Genomic DNA, 25573 nt, shown 5'->3' with positions numbered 1-25573 from the left:
CGCACCGAGGCGCCGTCGAAGCGCTTCAAACCCACCGCCGCGCACCACCGCCCCCCGCCTATGGTTCCTGGAGAGAATATGGTCACCCTCGCCGAGGTCGCCCGGCACGCGGGCGTCTCTGCCAGCACGGTGAGCTACGTCCTCAGCGGCAAGCGGACCATCTCCCTGCCGACCAGGGAGCGGGTGGAGCGCAGCATCAGGGAGTTGGGCTACCACCCCAACGCCGGCGCCAGGGCGCTGGCCAGCAGCAAGTCGAACATCATCGCCCTGATGATGCCGCTTCGGACTGACATGTACCTGCCGGTGATGATGGAGATCGCCATCGCGGTGGCGACCACCGCGCGTGAACACTCCCACGACGTGCTGTTGCTCACCGGCCAGGAGGGCCCGGACGCGGCCAGGCGGGTGGTGGGCAGCGGCCTCGCCGACGCGATGATCCTGATGGACGTGGAGCTGGAGGACCAGCGCCTGCCGCTGGTGCGGGTGACGCCCCGGCCCGCCGTGCTGATCGGGCTGCCGTCCGACACCACCGATCTCACCTGTGTGGACCTGGACTTCGAGGCGACCGGGCGGCTCTGCGTCGACCATCTCTCCTCGCTGGGCCATCGGGACATCGCGGTGGTGGGCGAGGCGGCGGCGGTCTACGAGCGGCGCACCGGGTTCGCCGAGCGGACGGTGCGGGGTGTGCGCCAACGCTCGGACGAGCTGGGCATGCGGGTGCTGCACCGGCCGTGCGACGGCTCCTACGAGTCGGTCGCCGGCACGTTGGCCAGGATCTTCGACGAGCGGCCAGCCACCACCGGCATCGTGGTGCAGAACGAGGCGGCGATCGAGCCGCTGCTCAGCCTGCTGCGGCAGCAGGGGCGGGCGGTGCCGGAGGACATATCGGTGGTCGCGGTCTGCCCCGAGCAGGTCGCCGCCGGCACCTCGGTGGCGCTGACCTCGGTGGCGATCCCCGCCCAGGAGATGGGCCGGCTGGCCGTCGAGCTGGTGATGGCCAGGGCCTCGGCCGCCGGGCAGACACCGTCCGCCGTCCCGCCGCGCATCGAGCTGCTGCCGCCGGCGCTCACGCTCCGGGCCAGCACGGGCCCCGCGCCCGCGGCTCGCTGAGCCACGGGCGCGGGGTCGGGCGTCTCAGCCGCCGCTGACCGTGAAGTCGTTGGTGACGAAGGTGAGTCCGCCGGCCGACGAGGTGATCTCGTAGCCGAACTGCACGTCGCCGATGACCTCGTCCTGGCTCATCCAGCCCTGTTCGGTGATCCAGTCCAGGATCGGCAGCAGATCCACCTGCCCCGAGCTGGAGTTGCCGTCCTGGCGCAGGAACGAGTAGACGTTGTTGTGCCCGTTGCTGCCGTTGTAGACGTCCCAGGTGGGGCCGCCGAGGGTGGCCTCACCGACCGGGGAGCCCAACGGGCCCACGGGGCCGTACCAGTTCATCCACAGCATGATCTCGTGGTCGTAGTTCTCGTCCCACAGGTCGTACGCCGTGTTGTAGGCGCCGGCGGCGGGGACGGTCACGTCGTAGGTGCTGGTGAGCGAGCCGATCTCCTCGATCGGCTGGTTCACGATCCACTTCGCGTTGGGGTAGGACTTGATGCCGCCGGTGTTGGGGTGGTCGGCGGTCACCGTCCAGCTGCTGCCGGAGTCGGCCTCGACGCACTGGGTGCCCGCGCCGTCGCCCCATATGTTGTTGTAGACGATGTAGCCGTCGTCCGACGTCCAGTTGCCCCACTGTTCGCAGGTCTCCCAGACGGCCGCGTTGGCCGTGCCGGCGGAGAGGCCGACGACGGTGGTCAACGCGATGGCGGGGGCCAGCAGCAGGGTGCGGGTTCTCATGGATAGCTCCTTCACTCGGTGGGGGGTGAGCCGGTCGGAGAGAGTCAGGGGGGACGGGGGCGCGGTTTCGGTCAGCCCTTCACCGCGCCGATCAACATGCCCTTCTTGAAGTGCCGTTGGACGAAGGGCGAGAGCACGGCGACCGGCAGCAGGGCCAGCACCATCACCGCGGTCTGCACCGCCAGGCTGGGGATCTGCCCGGTGCCGATCACCTGGGCCATCCCGGCCGGCCGCTCGCCCTCGATGACGATCTGCTGGAGGACGTTCTGGAGCGGGAGCTTCTCCTGGTCCTGGATGTAGATGAAGCCGTTGAACCAGTTGCTCCAGTAGCCGACGGCGTAGAAGAGCGAGATCACCGCGAGCACCGCGCGGGAGAGCGGCAGGACGATGCCCCACAGGATGCGGAACTCCCCGGCGCCGTCGATCCTGGCGCTGTCCACGATCTCCTGGCCGACGTTCATGAAGAACGCCCGCAGCACCAGGATGTTGAAGACGTTGACCGCCATCGGCAGGATCAGCGCGGCATAGCTGTTCATCAGGCCGAGGGTCTGGATCAGCAGATACGAGGGAATCAGCCCGGCGCCGCCGAAGAACATGGTGGCCAGCAGGGTCATCAGCAGCGGCCGGTGCCAGAGCGAGCCCATCCGGGAGAGGCCGTAGGCGGCCAGCACCGAGATGGTCATGCTGAAGACCGTGCCGACCACGGTGATGCCGACGGCGATGACCATGGAACGGGCCACCTGTCCGCCGCTGAGCAGCTCCCGGTAGGCGGCCAGGCTGAAGCCGTCCGGCCAGACCACGAGACCGCCGGCGCGCGAGATGGTCTCCGCGTCGGAGAGGCTGGTGACCACCACGATCCACAGGGGGAAGAGGATCGCGAGCAGCGCGATGCCCAGGATGACGCCCTTGGCGGTGAGCCCGACCTTCGTCGGCTGCTCCTCCCACGGCGGCCTGCGGCGCCTCCCGATCTCTTCGTCGTCCTCGACGAGAACGCTGGTGTCGCTCATGAGCGCTTGTACACCCCCTGCTCACCCATCGCGTGGGCGACTCGGTTGGCGGCGAGGACCAGCAGCAGGCTGAAGACGCCCTTGACGATGCCGATGGCCGCCGCGTAGCTGAACTGGCCGTTCTGGATGCCGGTGTTCCACACATAGGTGTCCAGCACCTCGGCGGCCCCCGGGCCGACGGCCGTTCGTTGGATCATGAACTGCTCCATGCCGACGGTCAGCATGTTGCCCACCTGGAGGACCAGCAGCAGCGCGATCACCGGGCGGAGGGCGGGCAGGGTGATGTGCCAGATGCGGCGCCACCGGCCGGCGCCGTCCACGGCGGCCGACTCGTACAGCTCCTGGTTGATGGTGGAGAGCGCGGCGAGGAAGACGATGATGCCCCAGCCGGCGTCCTTCCAGATGACCTGGAAGGTGATCAGGAACTTGAAGAAGCCGGGGTCGGTCATCAGGTCGAAGCCGTCGTCCCAGCCGTTGTCGCGCAGCGACTGGGCGACGAGTCCCGCGCCGCCGAGGATCTGCTGGAAGACGGTGATGACCAGCACCCAGGAGAAGAAGTGCGGCAGATAGAGCACGGCCTGGGCCCAGGCCCTGACCTTGCTGTGCAGGATGCTGTTGATCAGGATGGCCAACGCGATGGGGACGGGGAAGAAGAAGACCAGTTGGAGCGCGGAGAAGACCAGCGTGTTCTGGAGGGCGTCCCAGAAGTAGCTGTCGTTGATCATCCGGTCGAACTGTTCCAGCCCCACCCAGGCGCTGTTGGCCATGCTCTCGAAGAAGCCGTCGCCCGCGTAGGGGCTGAAGTACTGGAAGGCGATGACGTTCCCGGCGATCGGGATGTACGCGAAGACCAGCAGCGCGGCGATACAGGGCAGCGTCATCAGGATGAGGAAGCGGTCCCGCCGCAGCCGGTGCCGGAAGGTGACGCCGCCCCTCAGCCGTGGGTCGCCACGGCGGCGGGAGCGGGAGCGCGGGCGGGGAACACGTCCACGGACGGGAGGCCGCTCCGGCTCGGGATCCGGCTCGGTGGCCGCCCGGGACACCGTGCTGTTGGACACGGGGATCTCCTTGGTTCTCGACGCCGGAACGCCCCACCCGGCCGGGGCTGTCGGGCCGGGTGGGGGGCTTTCGGCGGTGGCGGTTGCCTCAGGCGGACTGGTCGTCGAGCAGGCGCTGGTACCAGTCGCGCAGCTCGTTCCCGCCGTTGCGGCTCCACTCGGCGACCGCGTCCTGCATGTCGCTGATCGAGCGGCGGCCCCGGACCACGTCGTCCTCCAGGTCCTCGAACTGGTCGTTGAGGTTGGTGAACTGGTCGGGCTCCTGGATCTGCCGGCCGTAGAAGATCGTCTCCTTGACATAGGGCATCTGCCGCCGCAACCAGCCCGTCCAGTCCTCCACCAGCTGGGGCACGTCGGAGGCCGCGATGTAGTGGCCGGGCGAGGCGATGAAGACGTAGGTGTCGGGGACGACCTCCTCCTCGCCCTGCGCGGTGCGCACCCGCTGCTCGTCCTCGATGGTGTGGTGGACGCCCTCGACGCCGAAGGTGCGCAGCAGGTTCTCCCGGGTGCCGTAGGGCGCGGCGCAGTAGTTGGCGATCTCCAGGGCCTCGCGGACGCGCTCCTCGGGCAGGTTCTTGTTGACGAAGGTCCACAGGCTGGAGCCGTTGCCCGCGTAGAGCACCGGGTCCTCGCCGCCGACGCCGAAGTAGTCGAAGGCGTTCATCCTGAAGTCCGGGTTGGAGGTGCGCTGCTCGGTGAGGGTGTTGTGCCAGACGCCCTGCCCCTGGTTGAGCATCAGCGACTCACCGGAGGTGAAGCGGACCAGCGCGTCGCCCTGGTTGGCCACTCCGTCCGGGTGCACCACGCCGGCGTCGAAGAGGCGCCTGGTCCAGTCGAGCGCCTCCAGATAGGCGTCCGTCTCGAAGCGGTTGACCAACCTGCCGTCCACCTCCTCCCAGTACTGCGGCTTGTCGGGGAGCACCCCGTGGATGATGAACGAGGACCACTTCATGTCCTCGCAGGCCCAGACGCGGTTGCGGGCGGAGGTGATGTCCTGGCAGAAGGAGAGGAAGTCCTCGGCGCTGGTGGGCGGTGACCAGCCGTTGGCCTCGAAGATGTCCTGCCGGTAGAAGGGGATCACGCCGCCGATGGGCGGGGCCGGCATGGGCAGGCCGCGCAGCGCGCCCCCGAAGATCGACGACTCCCAGGCCGCGGTCGGCACGGCGGCGAGGTTGGGGTACTCCAGCACCCGGTCCCCGGAGAGGTAGGGCCCGAGGTCGGCGAAGCGGCTGCTGATGGCGCGCGGTATCTGGCCCTGGAGCTCCCAGCCCGGCACACAGACCAGGTCGGGGATGTCGCTCCCGGCGAGCACGGCGCCCAGCTTCTCGCCGTAGGTGTTGCCGTCCTGGGTCTGCCAGTTGATCCGCACCCCGATGGCCTCGTCCATCGCCGTCCAGTAGTCGTTCCCCGACGAGGGCGGGGTGCCCCACAGCGGGGTCATCACCCGGAACTCGCCGCCGGAGCCCTTGGGTTGGGGAACGGTGACGCCCATCTCCTCGGTGGTGATGAAGGAGGTGTAGCCGGGGCTCGAACCGTTTTCCGCCGGGATGTCGGGCTCGAAGGCCACGTCGGAGGCGCGGTAGGTCGGAAGGATGCCCTCCAACTCGGTCTCCGCGACGCGGCCCTCACCCCCGCCGCCGCCCGAGGCGCCGTCCGACGAGCAGGCGGTCAGCAGCGGGACACCACCCGCCGTCGCGGCGGCTGCCACCGCTGTCGAGGCGAGGAACCGTCTTCTGCTGGGCGCGGAGGGGGAGTTCGGCATGGCGGGAAACCCTTCCAAGGTTCGGCCGCTTCGGGACCCCGTGGAGGACTGTCTGGTCGAAGCGCTTCGATGTTGCGCCGAGGTTAAGACCCCCCAGCGGGGCGCACAAGCCCTGTTTCAGAGAAAGTTGAGGGGGCGGGCGACGCCATGGAAAGCAGGGGAGACATGATGCGGAACGGCGGCGGCCTTCTGGGGCTTGACAGGGGGCCGACGGAAAACCGAGCATCGAAGCGCTTCGAAAAACCAGGTCGCCGTGGGGACCACGCACCCTCGGGGCATCCGTCACCACCACCGTCTGGGGAGCCTCCTTTGACTGCCGAGCCACCGCCGTTCCGTGATGCCGGGCTGACCGTTCCCGAGCGGGTGGCCGACCTGTTGGGTCGGCTGAGTCCCGACGAGCGGATCGCCCTGCTGCACCAGTTCGCGCCCGCCGTGCCCCGGCTCGGCCTGGCGGCGTTCCGCACCGGGCAGGAGGCGCTGCACGGGGTGGCCTGGATGGGCACGGCCACCGTCTTCCCGCAGGCCGTGGGGCTTGGCGCGACCTGGAACCCGGAGCTGGTGCGGCGGGTCGGCGAGGCCACCGGGCGGGAGGTGCGGGCGATGGCCGCCAAGGACCAGAGAGTCGGCCTCAATGTCTGGTCCCCCACCGTCAACCCGCTGCGGCACCCGCTGTGGGGCCGCAACGAGGAGGGCTACGCGGAGGACGCCCGGCTCACCGGAACGCTGGCCGCCGCCTACACCCGGGGGCTGGTCGGCGACCATCCGGTGTACTGGCGCACCGCGCCCGTCCTCAAGCACTGGCTGGCGCACAACCACGAGGTGGACCGGGACACGGCCAGCACCTCGCTCCGGGCGCGGGTGCTGCGTGAGTACGAACTCCTCGCCTTCGCCGGGCCGGTGCGCGCCGGCGCGGTGGCCGGGGTGATGCCGGCGTACAACCTGGTCAACGGCCGGCCCAACCATCTCTCGCCGCTGCTCGACCTGCTGCGCGAGCTGGCCGACATCCCGCTGGTGGTCTGCTCCGACGCGGGCGCGCCCTCCAACATCGCGAACTCGCAGGGCTACCTCCCCGACCAGGCGTCGGGGCTTGCCGCCTCGCTGCGCGCCGGCGTCGACAGCTTCACCGACCACGGCGAGGACTCCGCCCCCACCGTGACCGCGTTGACCGAGGCGCTGCGGCGCGGCCTGCTCACCGAGGAGGACATCGACCGGGCGGCGACCCGGCTGCTGACGATGCGCCTGCGGCTGGGCGAGTTCGACCCCGAGGCGCACCCGTTCGACCGGGAGGCGGCCCACGACACCGTGGAGCACCGGGAGTTGGCGACGCTGGCCGCCGAGCAGGCGGTGGTGCTGCTGAAGAACGACGGGCTGCTGCCGCTGCCGGCCGGCCGCTCGGTCGCGGTGCTCGGCCCGCTGGCCGACGAGGTGAAGCTGGACTGGTACAGCGGCTCGCCGCCGTACCGGGTCAGCCCGGTGGACGGGCTGCGCGCCCATCCGGCGGTGGGCGCCGTCACCTTCGACGACGGCGCCGATCTGGTGCGGCTGCGCGCCGACGCCGGCTGGGTCGTCGTGCCCACGACCCCCGTGGCGGCCGAAGGGCCGGCGGACCAGGCCGCGTTGGACCCGGCGCTGCTGGCCGGGCGCACCGATCTGCCGCCCCTGACCGTGGACGGCATCGCCTCCGCCTCCACCCTGCGGCTGGTCGACTGGGGCGGCGGCGCGCTGACGCTGCGGGCGGCCGACGGGCGCTATCTGTCGGTCGCCGATGACGGCCTGGTGCGCGCCTCGGCCGAGCGGCCCGGTGGCTGGGTGGTGCGGGAGGTGTTCGGTCTCGAACCGCACGGCGCTGGTCACCTCCTGGTCCATCGGGCAAGCGGTCGTCCGGTGTCGGTCGCCGCCGACGGCCTGAAGGTTGCCGCCGAGGGGGAACCCGGCACGGTGTTCACGGTGGAGACGGTCCGCGACGGGCGCGCCGCGGTCGCCGAGGCGGCGCGGGCCGCCGACGTGGTGGTGCTGGTGCTGGGCAACGATCCGCATATCAACGGGCGGGAGACGGAGGACCGCACCACGCTGCGGCTGCCGGAGCGGCAGGAGGCGCTCTGGCGCGCGGCGCACGCCGCCAACCCCAGGACGGCGCTGGTGCTCTCGTCGTCCTATCCGTACGCGGTGCCGGAGGCGGACGCCGCGCTGCCCGCGCTGCTGTGGACCGCGCACGGCGGGCAGGAGGCGGGCACGGCGCTGGCCCGGGTGCTGTACGGGGATGTCTCACCGGCCGGCCGGCTGCCCCAGACCTGGTACGGCGACGACGCTGAGCTGCCGCCCATCAGGGACTACGACCTGATCACCGCGCGCGCCACCTACCTCTACCACGACGGCGATCCGCTCTACCCGTTCGGTCACGGCCTCGGCTACACCTCGTTCGAGTACCACGGTCTTACGGTGCGCGCCGAGGGCGAGACGCTGGTCGCCGAGGTGACGCTCGGCAATGTCGGGCCCAGGGACGGCGACGAGGTGGTGCAGCTGTACGCCGGCTCGATCGATGCGGCGCTGCCCCGGCCGCACCGTTGGCTGATCGCGCACCAGCGGCTCACCCTGGCCGCCGGCGAGCGGCGCCGGGTGCGGCTGACCGCCCCGCTGACCGAGGCGCTGGGCATGTGGGACGTGGCGCACTCCCGGTGGGTCGTGCCGCCGGGCGGCTACGAGCTGGCGGTCGGCGCCTCCAGCCGGGACATCCGCCGGCGGGCCCCCTGGCGGGTGGCCGGGGAGCCGCCCGCGCCCCGCCCGGTGCGCGAACGCGGCCTCCTCGCGGCCGACTTCGACGAGGTCACGGGGGCCGAGCTGGTCGACGCCAGCCGCACCTCGGGCGACGCGGTGGCCCCCACCGACCCGGCGCGTCCGGCGGTGCTCCGCTTCCGCGCCTGCGATCTGGGCGCCGGCGTCACATCCGGCACGGTGCGCGCGGCCAGCGTCGCCGGCGGCTCGGGCACCGTGGAGCTGGCGGACGCGGAGGCCGGTGTCCTCGCCACCTGGGCGGTGCCGGACACCGGCGACGTCTACCGCTACGCGCCGGTCACCGTCGATCTGGCGCGTCCCCTCGCCGGGGTACGGGAGCTGCGGCTGACGCTACGGGGCGAGGTGCGGGTGACGGGGATCGACTTCGGCTGACCGGCGTCCGAGGCCGCTTCACGTCCCCAACCTCACAGGGCGATAGATTCAGGCCGTGCCCCTGGGTCTGGGCCAGCCGCCGTAGTGCACCGCCCTGGTGGGCAGCACCACCCGGCGGGGTGGCGGGGCGGGGCCGGTGGGGCGCATCCGGTCGATCAGCAACCGGCCGGCCTCGCTGCCGAGTTCGTCGCTGTCGTAGGCCTGGACGGTGAGCGGCAGGCCCAGCACGTCGGCGAGTTCGAAGTCGTCGAAGCCGGCGAGCGCCACGTCCTGCCCGGCCGCCGTCACCGCGCGGAAGGCGCCGATGGTGTTGCGGTTGTTGGAGCAGAACAGCGCGGTCGGCGGCTCGGCCAGGGCCAGCAGCTCGGACGCGGCGTTCATGGCCGCTTCGACGTCCTGCTGTCCCTGGCGGACATGGCGCTCGTCCGCCCGCACGCCGGCCGCCGCCAGTGCCTCGCGGTAGCCGCGCAGCCGTTCCTCGCTGGTGTAGACGGCGGCCGGCGGGCCCAGGAAGCCCACCCTGCGGTGGCCGGCGGCCAGCAGCCGGGCGGTCGCGTTCCTGGCGCCGCCGAAGTCGTCCACCAGCACGTGGTCGGCGTCGAACCCGACGGGCGGCCGGCTGGCGCAGACCACGGGGACACCGGCGTCGACGGCGGCGGCCAGATGCCGCTGGTCGCCGCTGGCCGGGACGACGACGATGCCGTCCACCCGTCGCCCCACCAGATCGGCGACCAGCTCCCGTTCGTTGTCCAGATCCTGTCTGGTGTTCCCTATCACCGTCTTCAGACCCTGCTGACCCACGACGCTGTCCACGCCCAACGCCAGCCGCGAGTAGAAGGGGTTGGCGAGGTTGGTGACGACCAGGCCGACGAGGCCGCTGCCCCGGCCGAGACGGAGGCTGCGGGCCACCGTGTTGGGCCGGTACCCCAGCTCGGAGATGCCGGCCAGCACCTTCTCCCGGGTGGCCGGCGACACCCTGGGGTCGTCGCGCAGCACCCGGGTGACCGTCATGGCGCTGACCCCGGCGCGCCCCGCGACGTCCCGCAGCGTCGGTCGGTCGCCCGGGGGCCTGGCCGCTGCTGCCATGGTGGCCAGCCTCCTTCCTTGGGCCGCCGGCCGGGTCTCAGCCTTCGGCGGCGATATGCGCGGCGCCCAACAGGGGGGCGTCGGAGTTCAGTTCGCTCGTGGTGATGGTAGCCAGCGTGGGCACCTCGCCGAGCCCGGCGCGCAACGCGGGGCCGAGCACGTCGAAGGAGCCGGCCATCGAGCCGCCGACGACCAGGGCGGTGGCACCGAACGCGGTCAGGCAGGGCGCGAGCGCCCGGCCGAGACCGGTGAACGCCGCGTCCAGCACCCGCGAGGCCCGCGCCTCCCCGCGCCTGGCCCGCTCGGCGATGCCCATGACGTCCAGGCCCGGCTCGCCGTAGTCGGCGAGGATCGCGCGGCGGGAGACGGACTCCTCCAGCGGCCGGCCCGCCACCCGCAGCAGATCGGCACGCCCCTCGGGCGGGACGCCGGGGCCTTCCTCCCGGATCCGTCCCTCGGCCAGGAACGCCGAGCCGACGCCGGTGCCCAGGGTGATCCCCACGCACCGCTCCCGGCCGCGGGCCGCACCGGCGAGCCACTCCCCCAGCAGGAAGGCGTGCGCGTCGTTGCCGAAGACCACCCCGGCGGGCGGCCCGGGGAGTCCTTCGGCCAGGGCCAGGCCGACGTCGACCCCCCGCAGGCTGTCGAACTTGCCGACGCTCTCGAACCGGCCGATCCCCCGCCGGTAGTCGAACGGCCCGGGGGTGGCCACCCCCCAGACGGCGCCCCGCGCCGCCTCGGGCGGCAGGCCGAGGCCGGCCGCGCAGCGCAGCAGCGTGTCGAGGATCGGCCCGGCGTCGCCCCGCCCGTCCAGCGGGTCGCGCCGCTGGGCCGTCACGGACCGCCGCGCCGGGTCGACCAGCGCGGCGGTCACATGGGTGCCCCCGATGTCGAGGACCGGGATCACCGGACCAGCGCCTTCACGACCCGGGCGCCGCCGGCGTGCGGCAGCAGGCGGTAGCCGCCCACGGCCGCCGGCAGGGTCAACGTCTCGGCGAACGCCAGCTCGTGCTCGTCGCCCGCGTCCGTGGTGACCGTCACCCCGGCGCCCTCGACGACGTTCAGCACATGGAACCGGTCCGCCGTGTCGTCGCGCACCGTCGCCCCGTCGTCCAGGGTGAACCGCCGCACCTCGTAGAAGATCTCGGCCAGTTCGCCCAGCACCTCCTCCCGCCAGCCTGGGCCCTCGCGCAGCGTGCGGGGCGCGGGCACCAGATCGCGTGCGACCGCGTCGCCTCGCCGTTCGGTGTCCAGGTTGGCCAGCGCGTGTTCGTGGGGCAGCGGGCGCGGCTTCCCGTCGGCGGCCGGCCGGAGCCAGTCGTAGAACCTGAGGCTGTAGAGGTACGGGGTGGCGCTGATCTCCAGCACCAGGTTGCCGGCGCCGCTGGAGTGCGGGGTGCCGGCGGGGATCAGGAAGAGCTGCCCCTGTTCGGCGGGGAAGGTCCGCACATGGTCCTCGGGCCGGATCGGCGTCCCCTCGGCGGCCGAGGCGCGCACCTCGGCGGCGAACCCGGCGATGTCGGCGTCCTCCCGCAGCCCGAGGAACACCCGGCTCCCCGGCGTGCCGACCGTCACGTAGTACGTCTCGTGCTGGGTGTAGGACCAGCCGAGGCGCTCACGCATGAAGCGCTCCCGGGGATGGCAGTGCACCGAGAGGTCGCCCCCGTCGACCGTGTCGAGGTAGTCGAAGCGGATGGGGAAGGACGTGCCGAACGTGGCGTGTGCCGCGCCGCCCAGCAGCTCGCGCGGGTGGCGTACGCACAGCAGCTGGAACGGCACCTCCACCTGGCGGTCGGCGTCCGCACCGATCAGGACTCCGGACTCGGGGGCGATCAGCTCATAGCCGAGCGCCGTGTTGCGCGCCCCAGGCGCGAAGCCCAGCTCGCGCTGCGCCCAGTGCCCGCCCCACGGCGTGGAGTTGAAGTACGGGCGGGTGCGGACCGGGCGGCGGGCCAGCGCCGCGAGGGTGGCGCGCAGCCCGTCGCCGTCCAACAGGCTGGGCTCCTCGGGCTGTTGCGGGTCGAGCCAGCCGTCGATCCGGTCGACCAGCGCGTCCCGGTGCGCGTCGAGCATCGGCCAGTCCACATAGAACAGCCGGCGCAGCTCGGCCGGTTCGCCCGGCAGGCCGAGGTTCTCCCCCGCGCCGCCGGCGATCGCCGCCTCGGCGTACCGCTTGGGCAGGTCGACATACCAGAGCGACTGGTGCTCGACCAGCGCCGCGCCGGGTCCGTAGACCAGCAGCAGCCCGCCGGTGGCGGGGGGCGCCGTGGGCGGTTCGTCGAAGAGCGCGGCGAGCGGGGCGTCGGCGAGCTTGGGGAAGTACGGGTCGTCGCGCCCCGGCGGCACGGTGCGGCGCCGCACCTCGGCGGGCTCCGCGTAGCCCGCGCGCACGTCGAGGGTGGTCACCTCCCTGCCCTGGGCGGCGAGTTCGCCGGCCAGCCGGTCGACGAGCGGGGTCCAGTCCAGGCAGGCCGGGCCGTCGAGGGCCACCACGGCCGGCGACGCCGGCAACCTGTCGGTCACCGCGCGCCAGCCGGTGGCCAGATCGGCCCCCGGGGCCGGGGCGTAACGCGGATCGAGCCGGTACACACGTTCTCCTAGGTGCTTCTCGGTGGTTCTGTGCTGTTCTGTGCTGTGCCGTGCTTCTTGTGGGGTCGGCGGCACGCCGGTCAGCGTCGGCGGAGGAGGACCCCGGTGGTGCCGAGCGGCTCCAGGGGGACGTCGATCCGTCCCTCCGCGACGGTCAACGCGTCGGTGGGCTCGCCGAGATAGCTGGCCAGCTGGGCGGAGTCCACCGGGAAGCCGAGGCGCACCTGGCAGACGGACGCCTCCTCGGCGAACGACTGGAGGCGCAGCAGCACCCCGCCGTCCGCGTCGGGCGTGGTGGCGCCGACCAGCCGGACCCTGGGGTCGTCGATCTCGACGAGGCCCAACGTGGCGACGGCCTCCCGTTCGCCCGCCGTGCCCCTGGCCCGCACGGCGTGCAGCGGCCGGCTGGTGGCGGCGGCGGTGCGCGCGCCGAGGCCCGCGCCCGCGGCGCCCGAGGCGCAGGCCACGCTGTAGCGGAAGGGCAGGGTGAACGCCTGCTGGCTGGGGAAGTTGGTGTCCCAGAGGTTGTTGTGGATCCAGGAGAAGACGGTCGCCGGCTCGTCCTCGTCCAGCGTCTTCGGGAACGGCGCGTAGGGCAGCGCGATATTGCCGAACTGCACCAGCGGCGCGTCCTGCGTGGACCAGGCGACCGTCAGCCCGTTCTCCTCCCAGGTCACCCAGCGGCGGATCGCGCGCATGTGCTGGGCCGACCCCGGGACGACCGGCAGCCCGCTGCCGGTGACCCCGCCGGACGCCTCCATCCGCACGGTGGGGTTCTCGAAGGCGAAGGGGAAGGCGAAGTAGGCGCTCTCCTTGCCGAGCGTCGCGTCCTTGTCGACGACGTTCTCCACGTCGAGGCGGGCGATGCCGTGCGGCAGGGTCAGCGTGGTGCGCACCGTGTGGGCGCCGGCCGGGCGGGTCTCGAAGACCAGGATCTCGGCCACGGCCGTGGTCCGCCGGTCGATCAGCGCCGCCGGCGGCGCCACCGCCCGGGCGCCCAGGTGCTCCAGCCGGTCGGACGCGGTGGTCCTGCTGGAGTTGTGGTTGAACGCGCCGGCCGTGGTGTAGCTGTCGTGCAGATAGCCGTTGAAGCCGACGACCGGGTCCCGCGCGACCAGCTCGGTGCCGGTCGCCCTGTCCACCAGCGAGGCGATACAGGCCCTGGCCAGATCGACCCGCACCCGCAGGAACGCGTTCTCAAGCACGGTGGCGTCCGCCCTGGCCAGCGCCCTGGCGGCGGTCTCGGCCGGGTTCTCCCTGTTGCTGCCGCCGGTCGGGTTCCAGCCGGTCGCCGACCTCAGCCGCGCGCCCGCCGCGCCGTCCGTCGCGCTCGCCTCGGCGGCCACCACGTCGAGCCGTACCGAGCCGGCCGCCGGCACCTCGTCGACCCGCGCCAACAAGAAGCGTCCGGCGTCCCGGTGGGTGTCGTTGACCTGGGGGCGCTCCTCGTGCGGGACGCGCTCCCCGGTGCGCGCGTCGACCAGCTCCACCGGCTGCTCCAGCGGGACGCTGCTCTCCGGCAGGAAGATCTCCGCGACCTCGGTGCGCGTGAAGGAGCAGGTGTTCACCACATGGAACGAGGCGGCCACGCCCGCCGGTTGGGCGAGGCGCTGGCCGAGCCTGGCCGAGGCGCGGTTGAGCAGCGACTGCCCGTCGTCGTGTCCCCGCCTGGCCTGGGCATACTTCCAGTGCCACTGGTCCTCGCCCGAGTGGCCGTGGTCATGGCCGTGGGTCCACGGGTCGCCGGCGCCCCAGGTGTGCTCGTCGAAGAGCGAAACGGCCTCGTACACCTCACCGGCCGCCACGCTGTCGTCGGCCGGTCCGGCCGCGCCCAGCACCCCGGCGAAGGTGCCGAGCGTCTGCGCGTCGGCGACCACGCCCTGCGCGGTACGGGCCAGCGACAGCGGCATCGCCCCCGAACCGACGCCGTCCACCCACCAGTCGGTCCAGTCGCCCTCGAATGTCTGGATCCGGTCGCCGAGCCGGGACTCGGCGTCGGCGAAGAAGTCCTCGTTCCGCGACAGGCGCAGCTTGGGATAGGCCCAGGTCTCGTTCCAGCGCCGCACGGTCTCGGCGATGATCCGGCGGGGCGGCGCGTTGTCGCCGAACTTGCCCTGCACCCGCAGGTGCAGCACATCCCACGGGTAGGGCTCGCGGGAGATCGTCTCCTGGTCCATGGACCAGCCGAAGACGCCCCCGGGGTACGGGTAGGGGTTGCTGGCCAGCGAGGTCAGATAGGCCGGCAGCAGATCGTCCACCTGCCCGTAGTCGGTGTCGAAGCCGAGCAGCGGGCCCTCCATATAGGCCAGCCCGTGCGGGGTGTCCGTCATCCACACCAGCACGCTGCGCCCGCTGGGCGCCTTCCACCGGAAGAGCCTCGGCAGGTTCTCCCCGCCGACCAGATGCGGCACGGAGCGCCCGGCCCAGTTGTGGGCCACCGACAGGTAGCGCACGCCGGCCGACGCCAACGCGTCCACCATGCCGACCACATGGCCGGGCACATCGGTCTGCATGGCCGAGGTGAACGTGACGCCGTACCGCCGCGCGACCTCGCGGGACAGCCGCAGCAGCTCGTGGAGCTCGTCCGTGGAACAGGTCTCGCTGTGCAGGTTGAACGGCATCGCGGTCAGCTCGATGCGGCCCTGCCGCACCCGGCGGGCGAACTCCTCGACCTGCTCGGCCGGTCGGGCGTCCGCCCACTGCTTGAACGACCACAGCGACTCGACGCACCAGCGGAACCGCGAGTCCTCCGACCAGTCGTCGGTCTCCCCCGTCAGTTCGAGGCAGGAGTCGAGGAAGGACAGATGCTCGGCCAGCACCCGGCCCTGTGGGTCGGTGTAGCCGATGTCCAGATGCGAGTGGTGGATCAGATGCAGCGTCCACTGCCGCTGCGGGGTCAACGTCACCTCGACGCCGTCCGACGACGCGGGCAGGCTCACGGTGACCGTCTCCGGCGCGGACACCGCGGGCACCAGCAGTCGGACCGAGCCGCCGGGGCCGGCCATCCGCTCCACCGGCAGCGCGGTGCCCGCCGCGGTCCGCACGGCCAGCGGCCCCGGCTCCCAGCCGGCGGCCTCGGCGGTGACGCGCAGCGACTGAAGGAGCCCGCCGTCGGCCGCCCGGCGCAGCAACGGCTCCTCGGTCAGCCGGACCGGGGTGGTGCCGAGCACCCCCTCGGCGGACACCACCCGGGCCCGGAGGCTCTCCCGTATCCGGTCGTTGTCCCAGGCGGTGGTGCGAACGAGAGCGCGCGTGGTCATGAGATTCACTCCAGGATCTGCGGGTTTCGCTTGCGGGCTTGGCTCGGCTCGGTCGGGGTCAGCTGGCGTTGGTGGTGATGCCGCGCAGGAAGAGGCCGCGGAACACCAGGAAGACGAGCAGGGTCGGCACGGACACGATCAGCGCCCCGGCCAGGATCACCGGCGGCCCCGAGGAGCCGTAGGCGGTGTTGAGCGTGGTCAGGGCCGCCATCACGGGTTGGACCTCGGGGCTGCGGCTGAGCGTGATGCCGAACAGCAGGTCGTTCCAGACGGCGGTGAACTGGAAGATGAACGCCGCGCCCAAGCCGGGCAGCAGCAGCGGCACATGGATCTGCCAGAACAGCCGCCGGAAGCTGGCGCCGTCCAACAGCGCCGCCTCGGTGACCTCCGGCGGCATGGTGGTCATCTGGTTGCGGATCAGGAAGAACGCGAACGGCACCGCCCAGGCCGCGTAGATCAGCATCAGGCCGAGCCGCGAGTCGTAGAGATTGGTGTCCGCGTAGAGCCCGAAGAGCGGCGCCAGGAAGATCTGGAGCGGGAAGACCGTCCCCGAGTAGATCAGCCAGAACCAGGCGGCGGGCCTCGGCACCGGCAGCACCACCACGGCGAACGCGGCCATCGCGGCGACCACCACCCCGGCCGCGCCACACACCACGGCGTAGATCAGGGAGTTGACGAAGCTGCTCCCGATGGCCGCCTCGTCCCAAGCGGTCCGCAGGTTGTCCCAGAGCGCGAAGTGCTCGGGCAGCCAGCTCGGTTCACCCGGGTAGGCGTCGGCCGGGATCAGCGCGTTGACGACCAGCAGATAGAGCGGGATCAGCCACAGCAGCGCGCAGCCGACGACGAAGACGGTGCGTGCGGAGCGTCCTATCACGATGCCCTCCCCTTAGTTCCGTGCCGAATCGGGCATCTGACGGCGTAGGTAGAGCCAGGCGGAGGCGACCACGATCACGGTCAGCACGACGGCGATGGCCGAGCCGTAGCCCACGTGGAAGAGGCGGAACGTCTCGCGGTACATGGTCAACGCGAGGGTCTCCGATGACCGGGAGGGACCGCCCTTGGTCAGAATCCAGATCATGTCGAACGCCTTGAGACTGTTGACGATCGCCATGCCGACCACCACCACGGTCACCGCGCGCAGTTGGGGCAGCGTGACATAGAGGAACATCCGCCACCCGGACGCCCCGTCGAGCGAGGCCGCCTCCACCGTCTCCCGGGGAATGGCCCGCAGGCCGATGACGAACAGCACCACGTTGAGCCCGGTGCCCTGCCAGGTGGAGGCGACGATCATCGCCAGGGTGTTGTGGGGCCACTCCAACAGCCAGGAGTGGGTCAGCCCGTCCAGGCCGAACGCGCGCAGCATCTGGTTCACCGCGCCGTCCGTGGTCAGCATGAAGTTCCAGAGCACGGCGGTCGCCGCGCCCGAGATCGCGTAGGGCAGCACGACCAGCAGCTGCGCCACGCCGCCGAACCGCATCCGGTAGGTCGCCACCGCGATCAACAGGCCGAGCAGCACCGGCAACAGCAGCGTGCCCGCCACCCACATCAGGGTGTTGAGCAGCGACCGGGAGAAGATCGGATCCTCGGCCAGCCGGCTGTAGTTGTCCAGGCCGACGAAGCTGCGGGAGAAGCCGTTGTCCTCGAAGAGGCTGCCGTAGACACTGCGGAAAAACGGATAGACCAGCAGCACGCCGACCAGGGCGAGCGCCGGCAGCAGCCAGGGGAAGGCGGCGAGCGGACCGCCCATCTTCCGGCTCTGCCTCCCGTTGTGCCGTGCCCCGCCCGCCGGCGTGCGCACCGGTATCCGGCGCCGGGGGCGGCCCGTGGTGAAGGCGCTCATGAGCGTGCCGCCTCCCGCCAGACCTGCCAGGCGTCGTCGGCGCGCTCCTGCATCGTCGCCAGCGTCGATCGGTAGGACGAGGGGTTCAGCAGGAACCCGGCCAGATCGTCGACCGTCGCCTCCACCAGTTCGGGCGGCCCCAACTCCCAGAACCGGTTGAGCAGCGTCAACTCGCTCTGTCTGACGGTGTCGACGATGCCGGCGACCATCGGGTTGGCCGGCACCACCCCGGGGTTGGGCGAGCCGTCCTGAAGCGTGTGGGAGAACGCCTCGGCGACCTCCGGATGCAGCCAGGACCCGGCGGCCTCCAACGCCTCCCGTTTGTCTGGGCCCTTCACCGTGCAGACCAGGGCGCTGGACTCGAAGATCATGCAGGGCGGCGCCCCGGGATCGGCCATCGGCAGCACGAAGGCGTCCAGGTTCCTCCCCGGCTCGCCGCCGGCCGAGACGAAGTTGGGGGTGAAGAACGTGCCGCCCGGCATCATCCCGACCGTGCCGCGCATCACCCCGGCGGCGGCGTTCACATGGTTCATGTCCAGCGCGGTGAACCAGTCGTTGTCGCTGAACTCGGCGATGGTGAGCAGGGCGCGCTCCGCCCTGGCGTCGGTATAGCTCGCCTGGCCGTTCATCAACTCCTCGTAGAACACCGGGTCCTGGCGGCTGAGCACCTCCATGAACCAGATGAAGGCGGGCCACCGGCCGTCGGTGGTGGCGTGCAGCGGGGTGATCCCGGCCGACTTGAGCGCGCCGCAGACGTCGATGAACGCGTCCCAGCTGGTCGGGGGCTCCAGGCCCAACTCGGCGAAGACCTCGGTGTTGTAGAAGAAGACCCAGTAGGCGAGGTTCATCGGCAGGCCGTACACCCGCCGCTGGTGGGTGAAGGCGGGCCGCAGCGAGGCATCCACCCAGCCGGCCTCCTCGGCCGCCTCCCACTGCGACGTCAGATCCTCGATCCCACCGGTGCGGGCGAGATCCTGAAGGCGATAACCGGACCAGTACTTCAACATGTCGGGCGTCTTGTTGGTGCGCAACGAGGACTTGACCATCTGCTCGAACGACTCAAGGGACGGGATCACCTCGGGCACCAGCTCGATGCCCGCCAGGGACCGCATCCGCTGGCCGGCACTGCTGAGCGGATCGCGCCAGTCCTGGTTGTCGCCGTGGAGGGCGACCTTGCCGGCGGGCTGACTCATGGTCGAACCACACGCCGTGGCGAACGCCCCGACGGCGGCGGCCAGTACCGTGCGGCGGGCGACGGGGGGTGTGAGAAGGGGACGGCGACTACCTGGCATGGCGGCTCCCAGCGAGGTCCACTCGGCGTGTTATCGTTAACACATGCCAGGCAGCTTCGGGGCGCGGCCCGCGCCGTGTCAAGAGGTGTGCGGATACTGGTTTTTGGTGATCTTGTGCGAAACAACCGGACATGGCCCTGACCGGCGGCCCTGACCGGGCCGGGCTTGGCCACCGGGCGGCTGGGCGAAGCGGTCGCCGTGGGGACGGCGGCCCAGACCGGGGAGGGGCTGACCGCCGTGGGAAGGCACTGACCGGGGTGGGCTTGGCCACCGGGCGGTGCCCCTAACGCCGTGGGCCTGGCCACCGGGCCGCTGCACGGAACAACCTCCGTGGGGACGGCCGACGGGCCCGACCGGGCAGGGGCTGACCGCCGGGGGAAAGGCACTGACCGGGGTGGGCCTGGCCACCGGCCCGCTGCGCGAAGCGACCGCCGTGGGGACGGCCGACGGGCCCGACCGGGAGGGGCTGGCCGCCGGGCCGTTGCACGGAACAACCTCCGTGGGGACGGCCGACGGGCCCGACCGGGCAGGGGCTGACCGCCGGGGGAAAGGCACTGACCGGGGTGGGCTTGGCCACCGGCCCGCTGCGCGAAGCGACCGTCGTAGGAACGGCGACGGGCCCGACCGGGGAAGGGCTAACCGCCGGGCCGCTGCACGGAGTGACCGCCGTAGCGGCTGGGGTGGGCGGCCGGGGTGGGCTGGTCGCGGGCCTGGTGCGCGGGGCGTTCGGGGTGGGGGGCGAGGTGGGTCCGGGCCGGTGCGTGGAGTGTCGGGGGCCGGGAGCGTGTCCCGCCGTGGGGCTGGGGGCCTGGCGATCGGGTGCGGGCGAGCAGGAACTCCGAGCGGACCGCGTTCGTCGTAGGGGCTGTCCTTCGGGGGCCGGAGTGTGTTGGGCCGGCGGCGCACCAGGGGTTGGACCCCGGCCCGTCGCTCCTTGGGGGGCGGGCCGGGGACGCGTCAGCCTCCGTGCGGCGGCTCGGGGGGCGTGCGTCAGAGAGTGAGGCCGGTGAGGACCATGACGCGTTCGTAGGTGTAGTCCTCCATGGCGTACTGGACGCCCTCCCGGCCCACGCCCGACTGCTTGACGCCGCCGTAGGGCATCTGGTCGGCACGGTAGGACGGGACGTCGCCGATCACCACGCCGCCGACCTCCAGCGCGCGGTGGGCGCGGAAGGCGGCCTGGAGGTCGCGGGTGAAGACGCCGGCCTGGAGGCCGAAGGTGGAGTCGTTGGCCGCGGCGAAGGCGGCGGCCTCGCCGTCCACCCTGGTCACCGAGAGGACGGGCCCGAAGACCTCGTCGCAGGAGATCCGGGCGTCGCCGGGGACGTCGGCCAGCACGGTCGGGGCGAAGCTCGCGCCCTCCCTGGTGCCGCCGGCCAGGACCGAGGCGCCGCCGGCGACCGCCTCGTTCACCCACTCCTCGACCCGGCGGGCCGCGTCCTCGCTGACCAGCGGGCCGACATCGGTGGCCGGGTCAGACGGGTCCCCGGTGACCAGGCCGTCGACGGCGGCGATCAGTCGGGGCAGCAGCCGGTCGTAGACCGAGGCGTCCGCGATCACCCGCTGCACCGAGATGCAGGACTGCCCGCCCTGGTAGTTGGAGAAGGTCGCGATCCGCTCGGCCGCCCAGTCCAGATCGGCGTCGTCGGCCCAGTCGGCGAGCACCACGGCGGCGCCGTTGCCGCCCAGCTCCAGGGTGACCCGCTTGCGCGGCACCGAATCCCTGATCGACCAGCCGACCGGCACCGACCCGGTGAACGAGATCACCGGCAGCCTCGGGTCCGCCACCAGCTCGGGCATCGCGTCGTTCGGCACCGGCAACACGCTCACCGCGCCGGCGGGCAGCTCCGTCTCGGCGAGCAACTCGCCCAGCAGCAGGCCGGAGAGCGGGGTGGCGGGCGCCGGCTTGAGCACGATCGGCGCGCCGGCGGCGATCGCCGGCGCGACCTTGTGGGCGCAGAGGTTGAGCGGGAAGTTGAACGGGGCGATGCCGAGCACCGGGCCGTAGGGCACCCGCCGGGTCAGCGCCAGCCGGCCGGTGCCGCCCGCGTCGGCGTCCAGCCGCTGCGCGGTGCCGCCGTTGAAGCGGCGCGCCTCGTCGGACGCCCAGCGGAAGACCGAGAGGCAGCGGGCCACCTCGACCCTGGCCCATTTGATCGGCTTGCCGTTCTCCGCCGAGATCAGCCGCGCCACCTCGTCCGAGCGTGCCTCGATGGCGGCCCGCACGTGGTCGAGGGCCGCGGCCCGGACGTAGGCGGGGGTGGCGGCGAACTCCTCGGCGACCTCGGCGGCGCGGGCCACCGCCTCCTCCGTCTGCTCGGCCGTGGGCACGGAGACCACCCCCACCGTGCGGCCGTCCCACGGCGAGGTGACCTCCAGGGTGCGCTCGCCGCGCGCCGCGCGCCCGGCCAGCCAGAACGCCTGCGGGGATGTCGTTGACGTCATCACGGTCCGCCCTTCCAAAGCTCTGGAAACCAGCGGCGAAAGGGACGGCACGCCCCTCGCCCGCACCCACCGTAGGCGCTCGACCGCCCGGACTTCTTGTCCGGTTTGTAGCGGCGCGGCGGGCCGACACTGCCATTTGGTAGGGCTGGACAAGGAACCGACGCGCAAGGGGGGACGGGGCCCTTCAGGCCCTGGGGTACCGCCGGGCGGCCACCCCGCTGGCCTTGAGCGCCAGCCACAGCTCCATCCGCAGATCCGGATCGTCCAGGGACCGGTCCAGGATCTCCTCGACGCGCCGCATCCGGTAGCGCAACGTGTGCCGGTGCACCCCCAGATCGGCCGCCGCCGCGTCCCACTGCCCGTGCCGGGAGAGCCAGGCCCGCAACGAGGCCAACAGATCGCCGCGTCCGCTCTTGTCGTGCTCGCGCAGCGACCGCAGCATCCCGTCCGCGAAGGCCCGCACCGCCTCGTCGCCCAGCAGGGGCAGCACGGAACCGACGGCCACATTGTCGTGCTCCACCAGTGTGTCGCCCCGCCGCCTGGCCACCAGCAGGGCCTCCCTGGCCTGTTGGTAGCCGGCGTCGACGCCGGCAAGACCGGTCGGCGCCGACAGGCCGACGACCACGCCGTCCCCGGACTTCGACGCGTGGTCGAGACAGGCGGCGACCGCGCCGCCGCCGTCGGCCAGCAGCAGCACCAGGCCCTCGCCGTCCGGCGCGGCCAGCACCGACTCGCCGGCGCGGGCCGCCGCGCCCTCTATCGCCTGCCCCAGCGCGGTCAGCGCCGCCGGCTCCGCGCCCTCGACGGCCACCACCCGCAGCGGCGCGTCCAGCAGGCCGCCGTACAGCTGGCCGGCGACCGCCCTGGCGTGGTCCGGCTCACCGCTCAGCAACATCCGCAGCACCGCGCCGCCGAGCCGGGACTCGGCCAGCTGGTAGGCCAGCGAGCGCTCCGTCACCAGGGTGAGCAGCGCGACCGCCGCCTGCACCGCGTACCGGCCCGTGGTGCCGAGCGGGGCGGCGGTGCCGATCGCCAGCACGGCGCGGTCCCGCTGCCCGGTGCCGACCATCTGGAGCTCGACGCGGTCCGCCCCCGGCGGCCCGCCGTCCTCGGCCGGCACCGCGCAGACGGTGCTCGCCGGGGCCGGACGGTCGCCCAACCGCCGTACCTCCTCGGCCAACCGCCCCGCCCGGCGCGCGGCCCAACCGGGAGCGACGGCCGTCACGGCGCCCGAACGGTCGCAGAGCGCGGCCCAACCGTCCACCTGCGCCGCCAGCCGCGTCAGCAGCGCCTGCGGCCCCTCGGGCGAGACCGCCGCCCTGGTCAACTCGCGCTGCGCGGCGAAGCCGGCCGTCACCGTGCGGTACTGCTCGGCGGCGATCGCGGCGGAGACCGCCTTGCTGATCGCGATGAACGGGGTGCGCTGCGGCACCTCGAGCAGCGGCAGCCCCGCCTCCCGCACCGCCTGGAGCAACTCGGGGGTGACCTCCGGGTGGTTGACCCCGACGCCGAAGCCGAGCCCGACCACCCCCGCCGCGGTCAGTCGCGCCACATAGGCGCGCATCGCGTCCAGTTCGTCCACCGGAAGCTTGAGCCCGATGGTCAACAACAGCTCGCCGCCGTCCAGAAAAGGCGTCGGATCGGTCATCTCGCTGGTGTGCGCCCACCGCACCTCGGTGTCCAGCCGGTCCTCCCCCGCGCGGACCCGGAGCCGGAGCGCGCTGTGCTGCGTGAGTGCGGCGAGAGTGGGTCGCATATATCACCTAGGGCAGCCGGATCGACGTCACTGGCACCGTATCGTGGCCGGTCACGGCGTCCCACCGGCCCCCGTGACCGGGGCGGCGGGTATCGGCCACCTCCCGACGGCGGCCTCAGCCGAGCCGCAGCAGCACCGGCGGGGTGGGCTCGCCCTCCACCGACGTCATCGACAGCACCGCGTGCCGCGGAGGCACCCGGTGCGCCAACTCCGAGGCGGACCAGCGCTCCCGCTCCACCCGTCGCACCGTCACCGAGTCGGTGGTGGTCTCCCGCCCCGTGAACAGCTTCCGCACCCCGCGCACCGTGCGCCGCACGATGCCGCCGGCGCGGTCCGGGGTTCTGGTGATGTCCTGGTCCTCCGTCCACGCGGTGCCCCAGGCGCGGGCGAAGTGCTCGGCGTCCCAGGTGGTGAGCCCGGAGAACGCCATCCGGCAGCCGACCGCGCCCAGCAGTCCCGCGCGCAGCTCCGCCGGCACGTCGTCCAGGGTGCGCAGCGACAGCACCGCACCCGCGTTGGCGCCCCGCAGCTGGGTGAGGCCGCGCACCGTGCCGGGCGTGATGGCGGCGGTGGCGTCGTCGAGGACCAGGACGGCGAAGAGGGAACGGTCCGGGCGGCTGGTGACCGAGGCGGCGAACTGCGCGAGCAGCAGCCGGGTGATGATCCGGCCCGCCTCCGCGTGCCCGGCGGCCGGCAGGTCGACCCGTACCCGCAGCGGATGGGTGAGCGCGGCCAGCGAGAACGGGGCGCCATCGGACTCGACGGAGAAACCGGCCCGGTCGAGCAGCGCCAACCTGTCGGCGAGCCGCCGGCCGAGGTCGTCGACGCGGCGCGACTGGCGCTGCCGGGAATCCAACTCCCGCTGCTGGTCGTGCGCCCCGGCCAGCGCCAGGTCCTCGCGCAGCGTCGCCAGCAGCGCCGGCGCCCCGTCCAGCATGGCGCGCAGCTCGGGCACGCCAGGCAGCCGGCCGTAGGCCGCGTGGTAGGGGCCGATCAGCTGGATCAGCACTGCGGCGGCCTCCCTGGTCTCCGCCTGGGAGCCGCCGACCAGCGCCTCCCCCAGCAACCCGGCCGCCTCGTCGGTGTCGGCGGCGCCGCCGTAGAGCGCCAGCTGGTGGGTGCTGCGCCGGTCGCCCACCCGCACCAGCACGTCGAAGGCGTGGTCGGGGCCGAGGCCGCTGGCCGCCGTGCCCACCGCGACGACGGCGGCCTGGCCCGTCAGGGCGTGCAGACAGAGCGCCTCGACCACCGGACGCACCACCCGCCCCGTCTTGCCCGCGCCGGGCGGGCCGACGGCCAGCAGCGAGGTGCCGAGCACGGCCGGATCGAGCGCGATGTCCACGGCCCGGTACTCGTAGGGGTTGCGCTCATCGTCCACCCCCGAGCCGATCCGCACCTGGCGGGTGAGCAGATCGTGCTGGGCGGCGCGGACCGGCAGATCCCGCTCGCCCGACGGGTGCGGGAACGCGCCGGCGCCGTGGAGCCGCACGGCCTCGCCGAAGGCCGGCAGCTCCGTCGGCCTGGCCCGCACCGCGCTCCAGGCGTGCGCGATCCTGGCGTAGTCCAGATCGTTCATCGCCCCGTCCCGCACCTCGGCCAGCAGCCGTTCGGCCGCCGCCTCGGCGCCGGCGGCGCGGAGCTCGGTGAAGTCCGTCAGCCGGGCGATCTCGGCCCGCTCCTCGGCACTCCCGGGCGCGCCGTCCCGCGCCAACAGCGCCAGCGGATACCGCCGCCCGACGGCACGCCACCCGCCGAGCCAGCCGAAGAGCAGCAGCAACAGGGCGGTGTAGAGCAGGTAGTACAGGTTGTAGACCACCACATAGGCGGCGGTGTCCCCGTCCTCCCACAACGCCCGCGGCACCACGGCGTCGAGGGGGTCGAGCCAGAACATCCACACCTCGCGGAAGCTGAGCCGCCACACGATCCAGGCCGCGAGGAGGGCGGCGACGGCGCGCAGCGTCCGACCGGGGTCCTGGCGTTCGAGGTCGGGGCGGTGGGACCAGATCCGCAGCACCGTGGGTCGCCAACGTCGCCAGAGCGCCGCCGCGTTGCCCAGCCGGCCGAAGACGTACGCGAGCCCGCACAGCAGCAGCCACTCGTACACGTAGACGGCGGCGAGGCGGGCGCTCATCGAGTCCCAGGACTTGATGCCCATCCAGTCGAGCGGCCGAAGGACCCAGTCGACGTACTCGTTGGCGTACAACGACCAGACGAGCCAAGCCGTCAGGAACGCCAGGAGGGCGCCGCCGTGGAGTTCGCGGTCGCTGGGGCCGTTGGGGTCGTGGGGTGGTTTGGCGATGTGGTCGGCGCGCCAGATGCCGGGGCGGGTGGCGGGGCGTGGCTTGCGCAACCAGCGGGTCAGCGGCGGGACTTCGACCGCCTGCGGCTGGTGGGTCGCCGGCGGCGCCCCGGGGGGCGGGGGAACCACGGGGGTGTGGTCCGCCGTCTCGTGGGGCATGCGCCTCGGCTTCCCGGTA

Annotated in this window: 16 protein-coding genes; 2 read left to right on the top strand and 14 right to left on the bottom strand. The window is 72.6% G+C overall.

Going from position 1 to position 25573, the window contains the following annotated elements:
- The first annotated feature begins 78 nt into the window (after window positions 1–78).
- Complete coding sequence (locus tag K4G22_RS24445; RefSeq protein ID WP_228082491.1) at window positions 79–1110, top strand: LacI family DNA-binding transcriptional regulator; 1032 nt, start codon at window positions 79–81, stop codon at window positions 1108–1110.
- 24 nt (window positions 1111–1134) lie between these two features.
- Here K4G22_RS24445 and K4G22_RS24440 read toward each other — a convergent pair whose 3' ends face one another.
- The 4 genes from K4G22_RS24440 to K4G22_RS24425 form a co-directional block, all read right to left on the bottom strand.
- Window positions 1135–1836, bottom strand: a complete 702-nt coding sequence (locus tag K4G22_RS24440; RefSeq protein ID WP_228082490.1) for a GH12 family glycosyl hydrolase domain-containing protein — start codon at window positions 1834–1836, stop codon at window positions 1135–1137.
- Between the two features lie 71 nt (window positions 1837–1907).
- The gene (locus tag K4G22_RS24435; RefSeq protein ID WP_228082489.1) at window positions 1908–2843 is read right to left on the bottom strand and encodes a carbohydrate ABC transporter permease; all 936 of its coding nucleotides are present in this window, start codon (window positions 2841–2843) and stop codon (window positions 1908–1910) included.
- Window positions 2840–3901, bottom strand: coding sequence for an ABC transporter permease (locus tag K4G22_RS24430; protein WP_228082488.1), 1062 nt, complete (start codon window positions 3899–3901; stop codon window positions 2840–2842). The genes K4G22_RS24435 and K4G22_RS24430 overlap by 4 nt, the downstream gene beginning before the upstream one ends.
- An 88-nt stretch (window positions 3902–3989) precedes the next feature.
- Complete coding sequence (locus K4G22_RS24425; RefSeq protein ID WP_228082487.1) at window positions 3990–5663, bottom strand: extracellular solute-binding protein; 1674 nt, start codon at window positions 5661–5663, stop codon at window positions 3990–3992.
- A 309-nt stretch (window positions 5664–5972) separates the two neighbouring features.
- On the opposite strand from K4G22_RS24425, the gene K4G22_RS24420 reads away from it, so the two are divergent.
- Complete coding sequence (locus tag K4G22_RS24420; protein ID WP_228082486.1) at window positions 5973–8828, top strand: glycoside hydrolase family 3 C-terminal domain-containing protein; 2856 nt, start codon at window positions 5973–5975, stop codon at window positions 8826–8828.
- Window positions 8829–8876: 48 nt separating this feature from the next.
- Here K4G22_RS24420 and K4G22_RS24415 read toward each other — a convergent pair whose 3' ends face one another.
- The 10 genes from K4G22_RS24415 to K4G22_RS24370 form a co-directional block, all read right to left on the bottom strand.
- A complete protein-coding gene (locus K4G22_RS24415; RefSeq protein WP_228082485.1) occupies window positions 8877–9914 on the bottom strand; it encodes a LacI family DNA-binding transcriptional regulator in 1038 nt (345 codons plus the stop codon).
- A 37-nt stretch (window positions 9915–9951) separates the two neighbouring features.
- Complete coding sequence (locus K4G22_RS24410; RefSeq protein ID WP_228082484.1) at window positions 9952–10821, bottom strand: ROK family protein; 870 nt, start codon at window positions 10819–10821, stop codon at window positions 9952–9954.
- Window positions 10818–12503 carry a class I mannose-6-phosphate isomerase gene (locus K4G22_RS24405; RefSeq protein ID WP_228082483.1) on the bottom strand — a complete coding sequence of 562 codons (1686 nt, stop codon included), beginning with the start codon at window positions 12501–12503 and terminating at the stop codon, window positions 10818–10820. Before K4G22_RS24405 ends, K4G22_RS24410 begins: the two co-directional genes overlap by 4 nt.
- 80 nt (window positions 12504–12583) lie before the next feature.
- Window positions 12584–15763, bottom strand: coding sequence for a glycoside hydrolase family 38 N-terminal domain-containing protein (locus tag K4G22_RS24400; RefSeq protein ID WP_228082482.1), 3180 nt, complete (start codon window positions 15761–15763; stop codon window positions 12584–12586).
- 58 nt (window positions 15764–15821) lie between these two features.
- Window positions 15822–16634 carry a carbohydrate ABC transporter permease gene (locus K4G22_RS24395; RefSeq protein WP_228084218.1) on the bottom strand — a complete coding sequence of 271 codons (813 nt, stop codon included), beginning with the start codon at window positions 16632–16634 and terminating at the stop codon, window positions 15822–15824.
- Window positions 16635–16649: 15 nt separating this feature from the next.
- A complete protein-coding gene (locus K4G22_RS24390) occupies window positions 16650–17603 on the bottom strand; it encodes a carbohydrate ABC transporter permease (protein WP_228082481.1) in 954 nt (317 codons plus the stop codon).
- Entirely contained in the window at window positions 17600–18796 is a 1197-nt protein-coding gene (locus K4G22_RS24385) for an extracellular solute-binding protein (protein ID WP_228082480.1), read from the bottom strand. Before K4G22_RS24385 ends, K4G22_RS24390 begins: the two co-directional genes overlap by 4 nt.
- 1089 nt (window positions 18797–19885) lie before the next feature.
- The gene (locus K4G22_RS24380) at window positions 19886–21340 is read right to left on the bottom strand and encodes an aldehyde dehydrogenase family protein (RefSeq protein ID WP_228082479.1); all 1455 of its coding nucleotides are present in this window, start codon (window positions 21338–21340) and stop codon (window positions 19886–19888) included.
- A gap of 184 nt (window positions 21341–21524) precedes the next feature.
- A complete protein-coding gene (locus K4G22_RS24375; RefSeq protein ID WP_228082478.1) occupies window positions 21525–23096 on the bottom strand; it encodes a PucR family transcriptional regulator in 1572 nt (523 codons plus the stop codon).
- Window positions 23097–23211: 115 nt separating this feature from the next.
- The gene (locus K4G22_RS24370) at window positions 23212–25554 is read right to left on the bottom strand and encodes an ATP-binding protein (protein WP_228082477.1); all 2343 of its coding nucleotides are present in this window, start codon (window positions 25552–25554) and stop codon (window positions 23212–23214) included.
- Between the last annotated feature and the right edge of the window lie 19 nt (window positions 25555–25573).

This window comes from Streptomyces profundus (assembly GCF_020740535.1).
GTDB classification, from domain to species: domain Bacteria; phylum Actinomycetota; class Actinomycetes; order Streptomycetales; family Streptomycetaceae; genus Streptomyces; species Streptomyces profundus.
The sequence above is the reverse complement of the archived record's forward strand: the minus strand, read 5'-3'. Positions and strand labels throughout refer to the sequence as shown.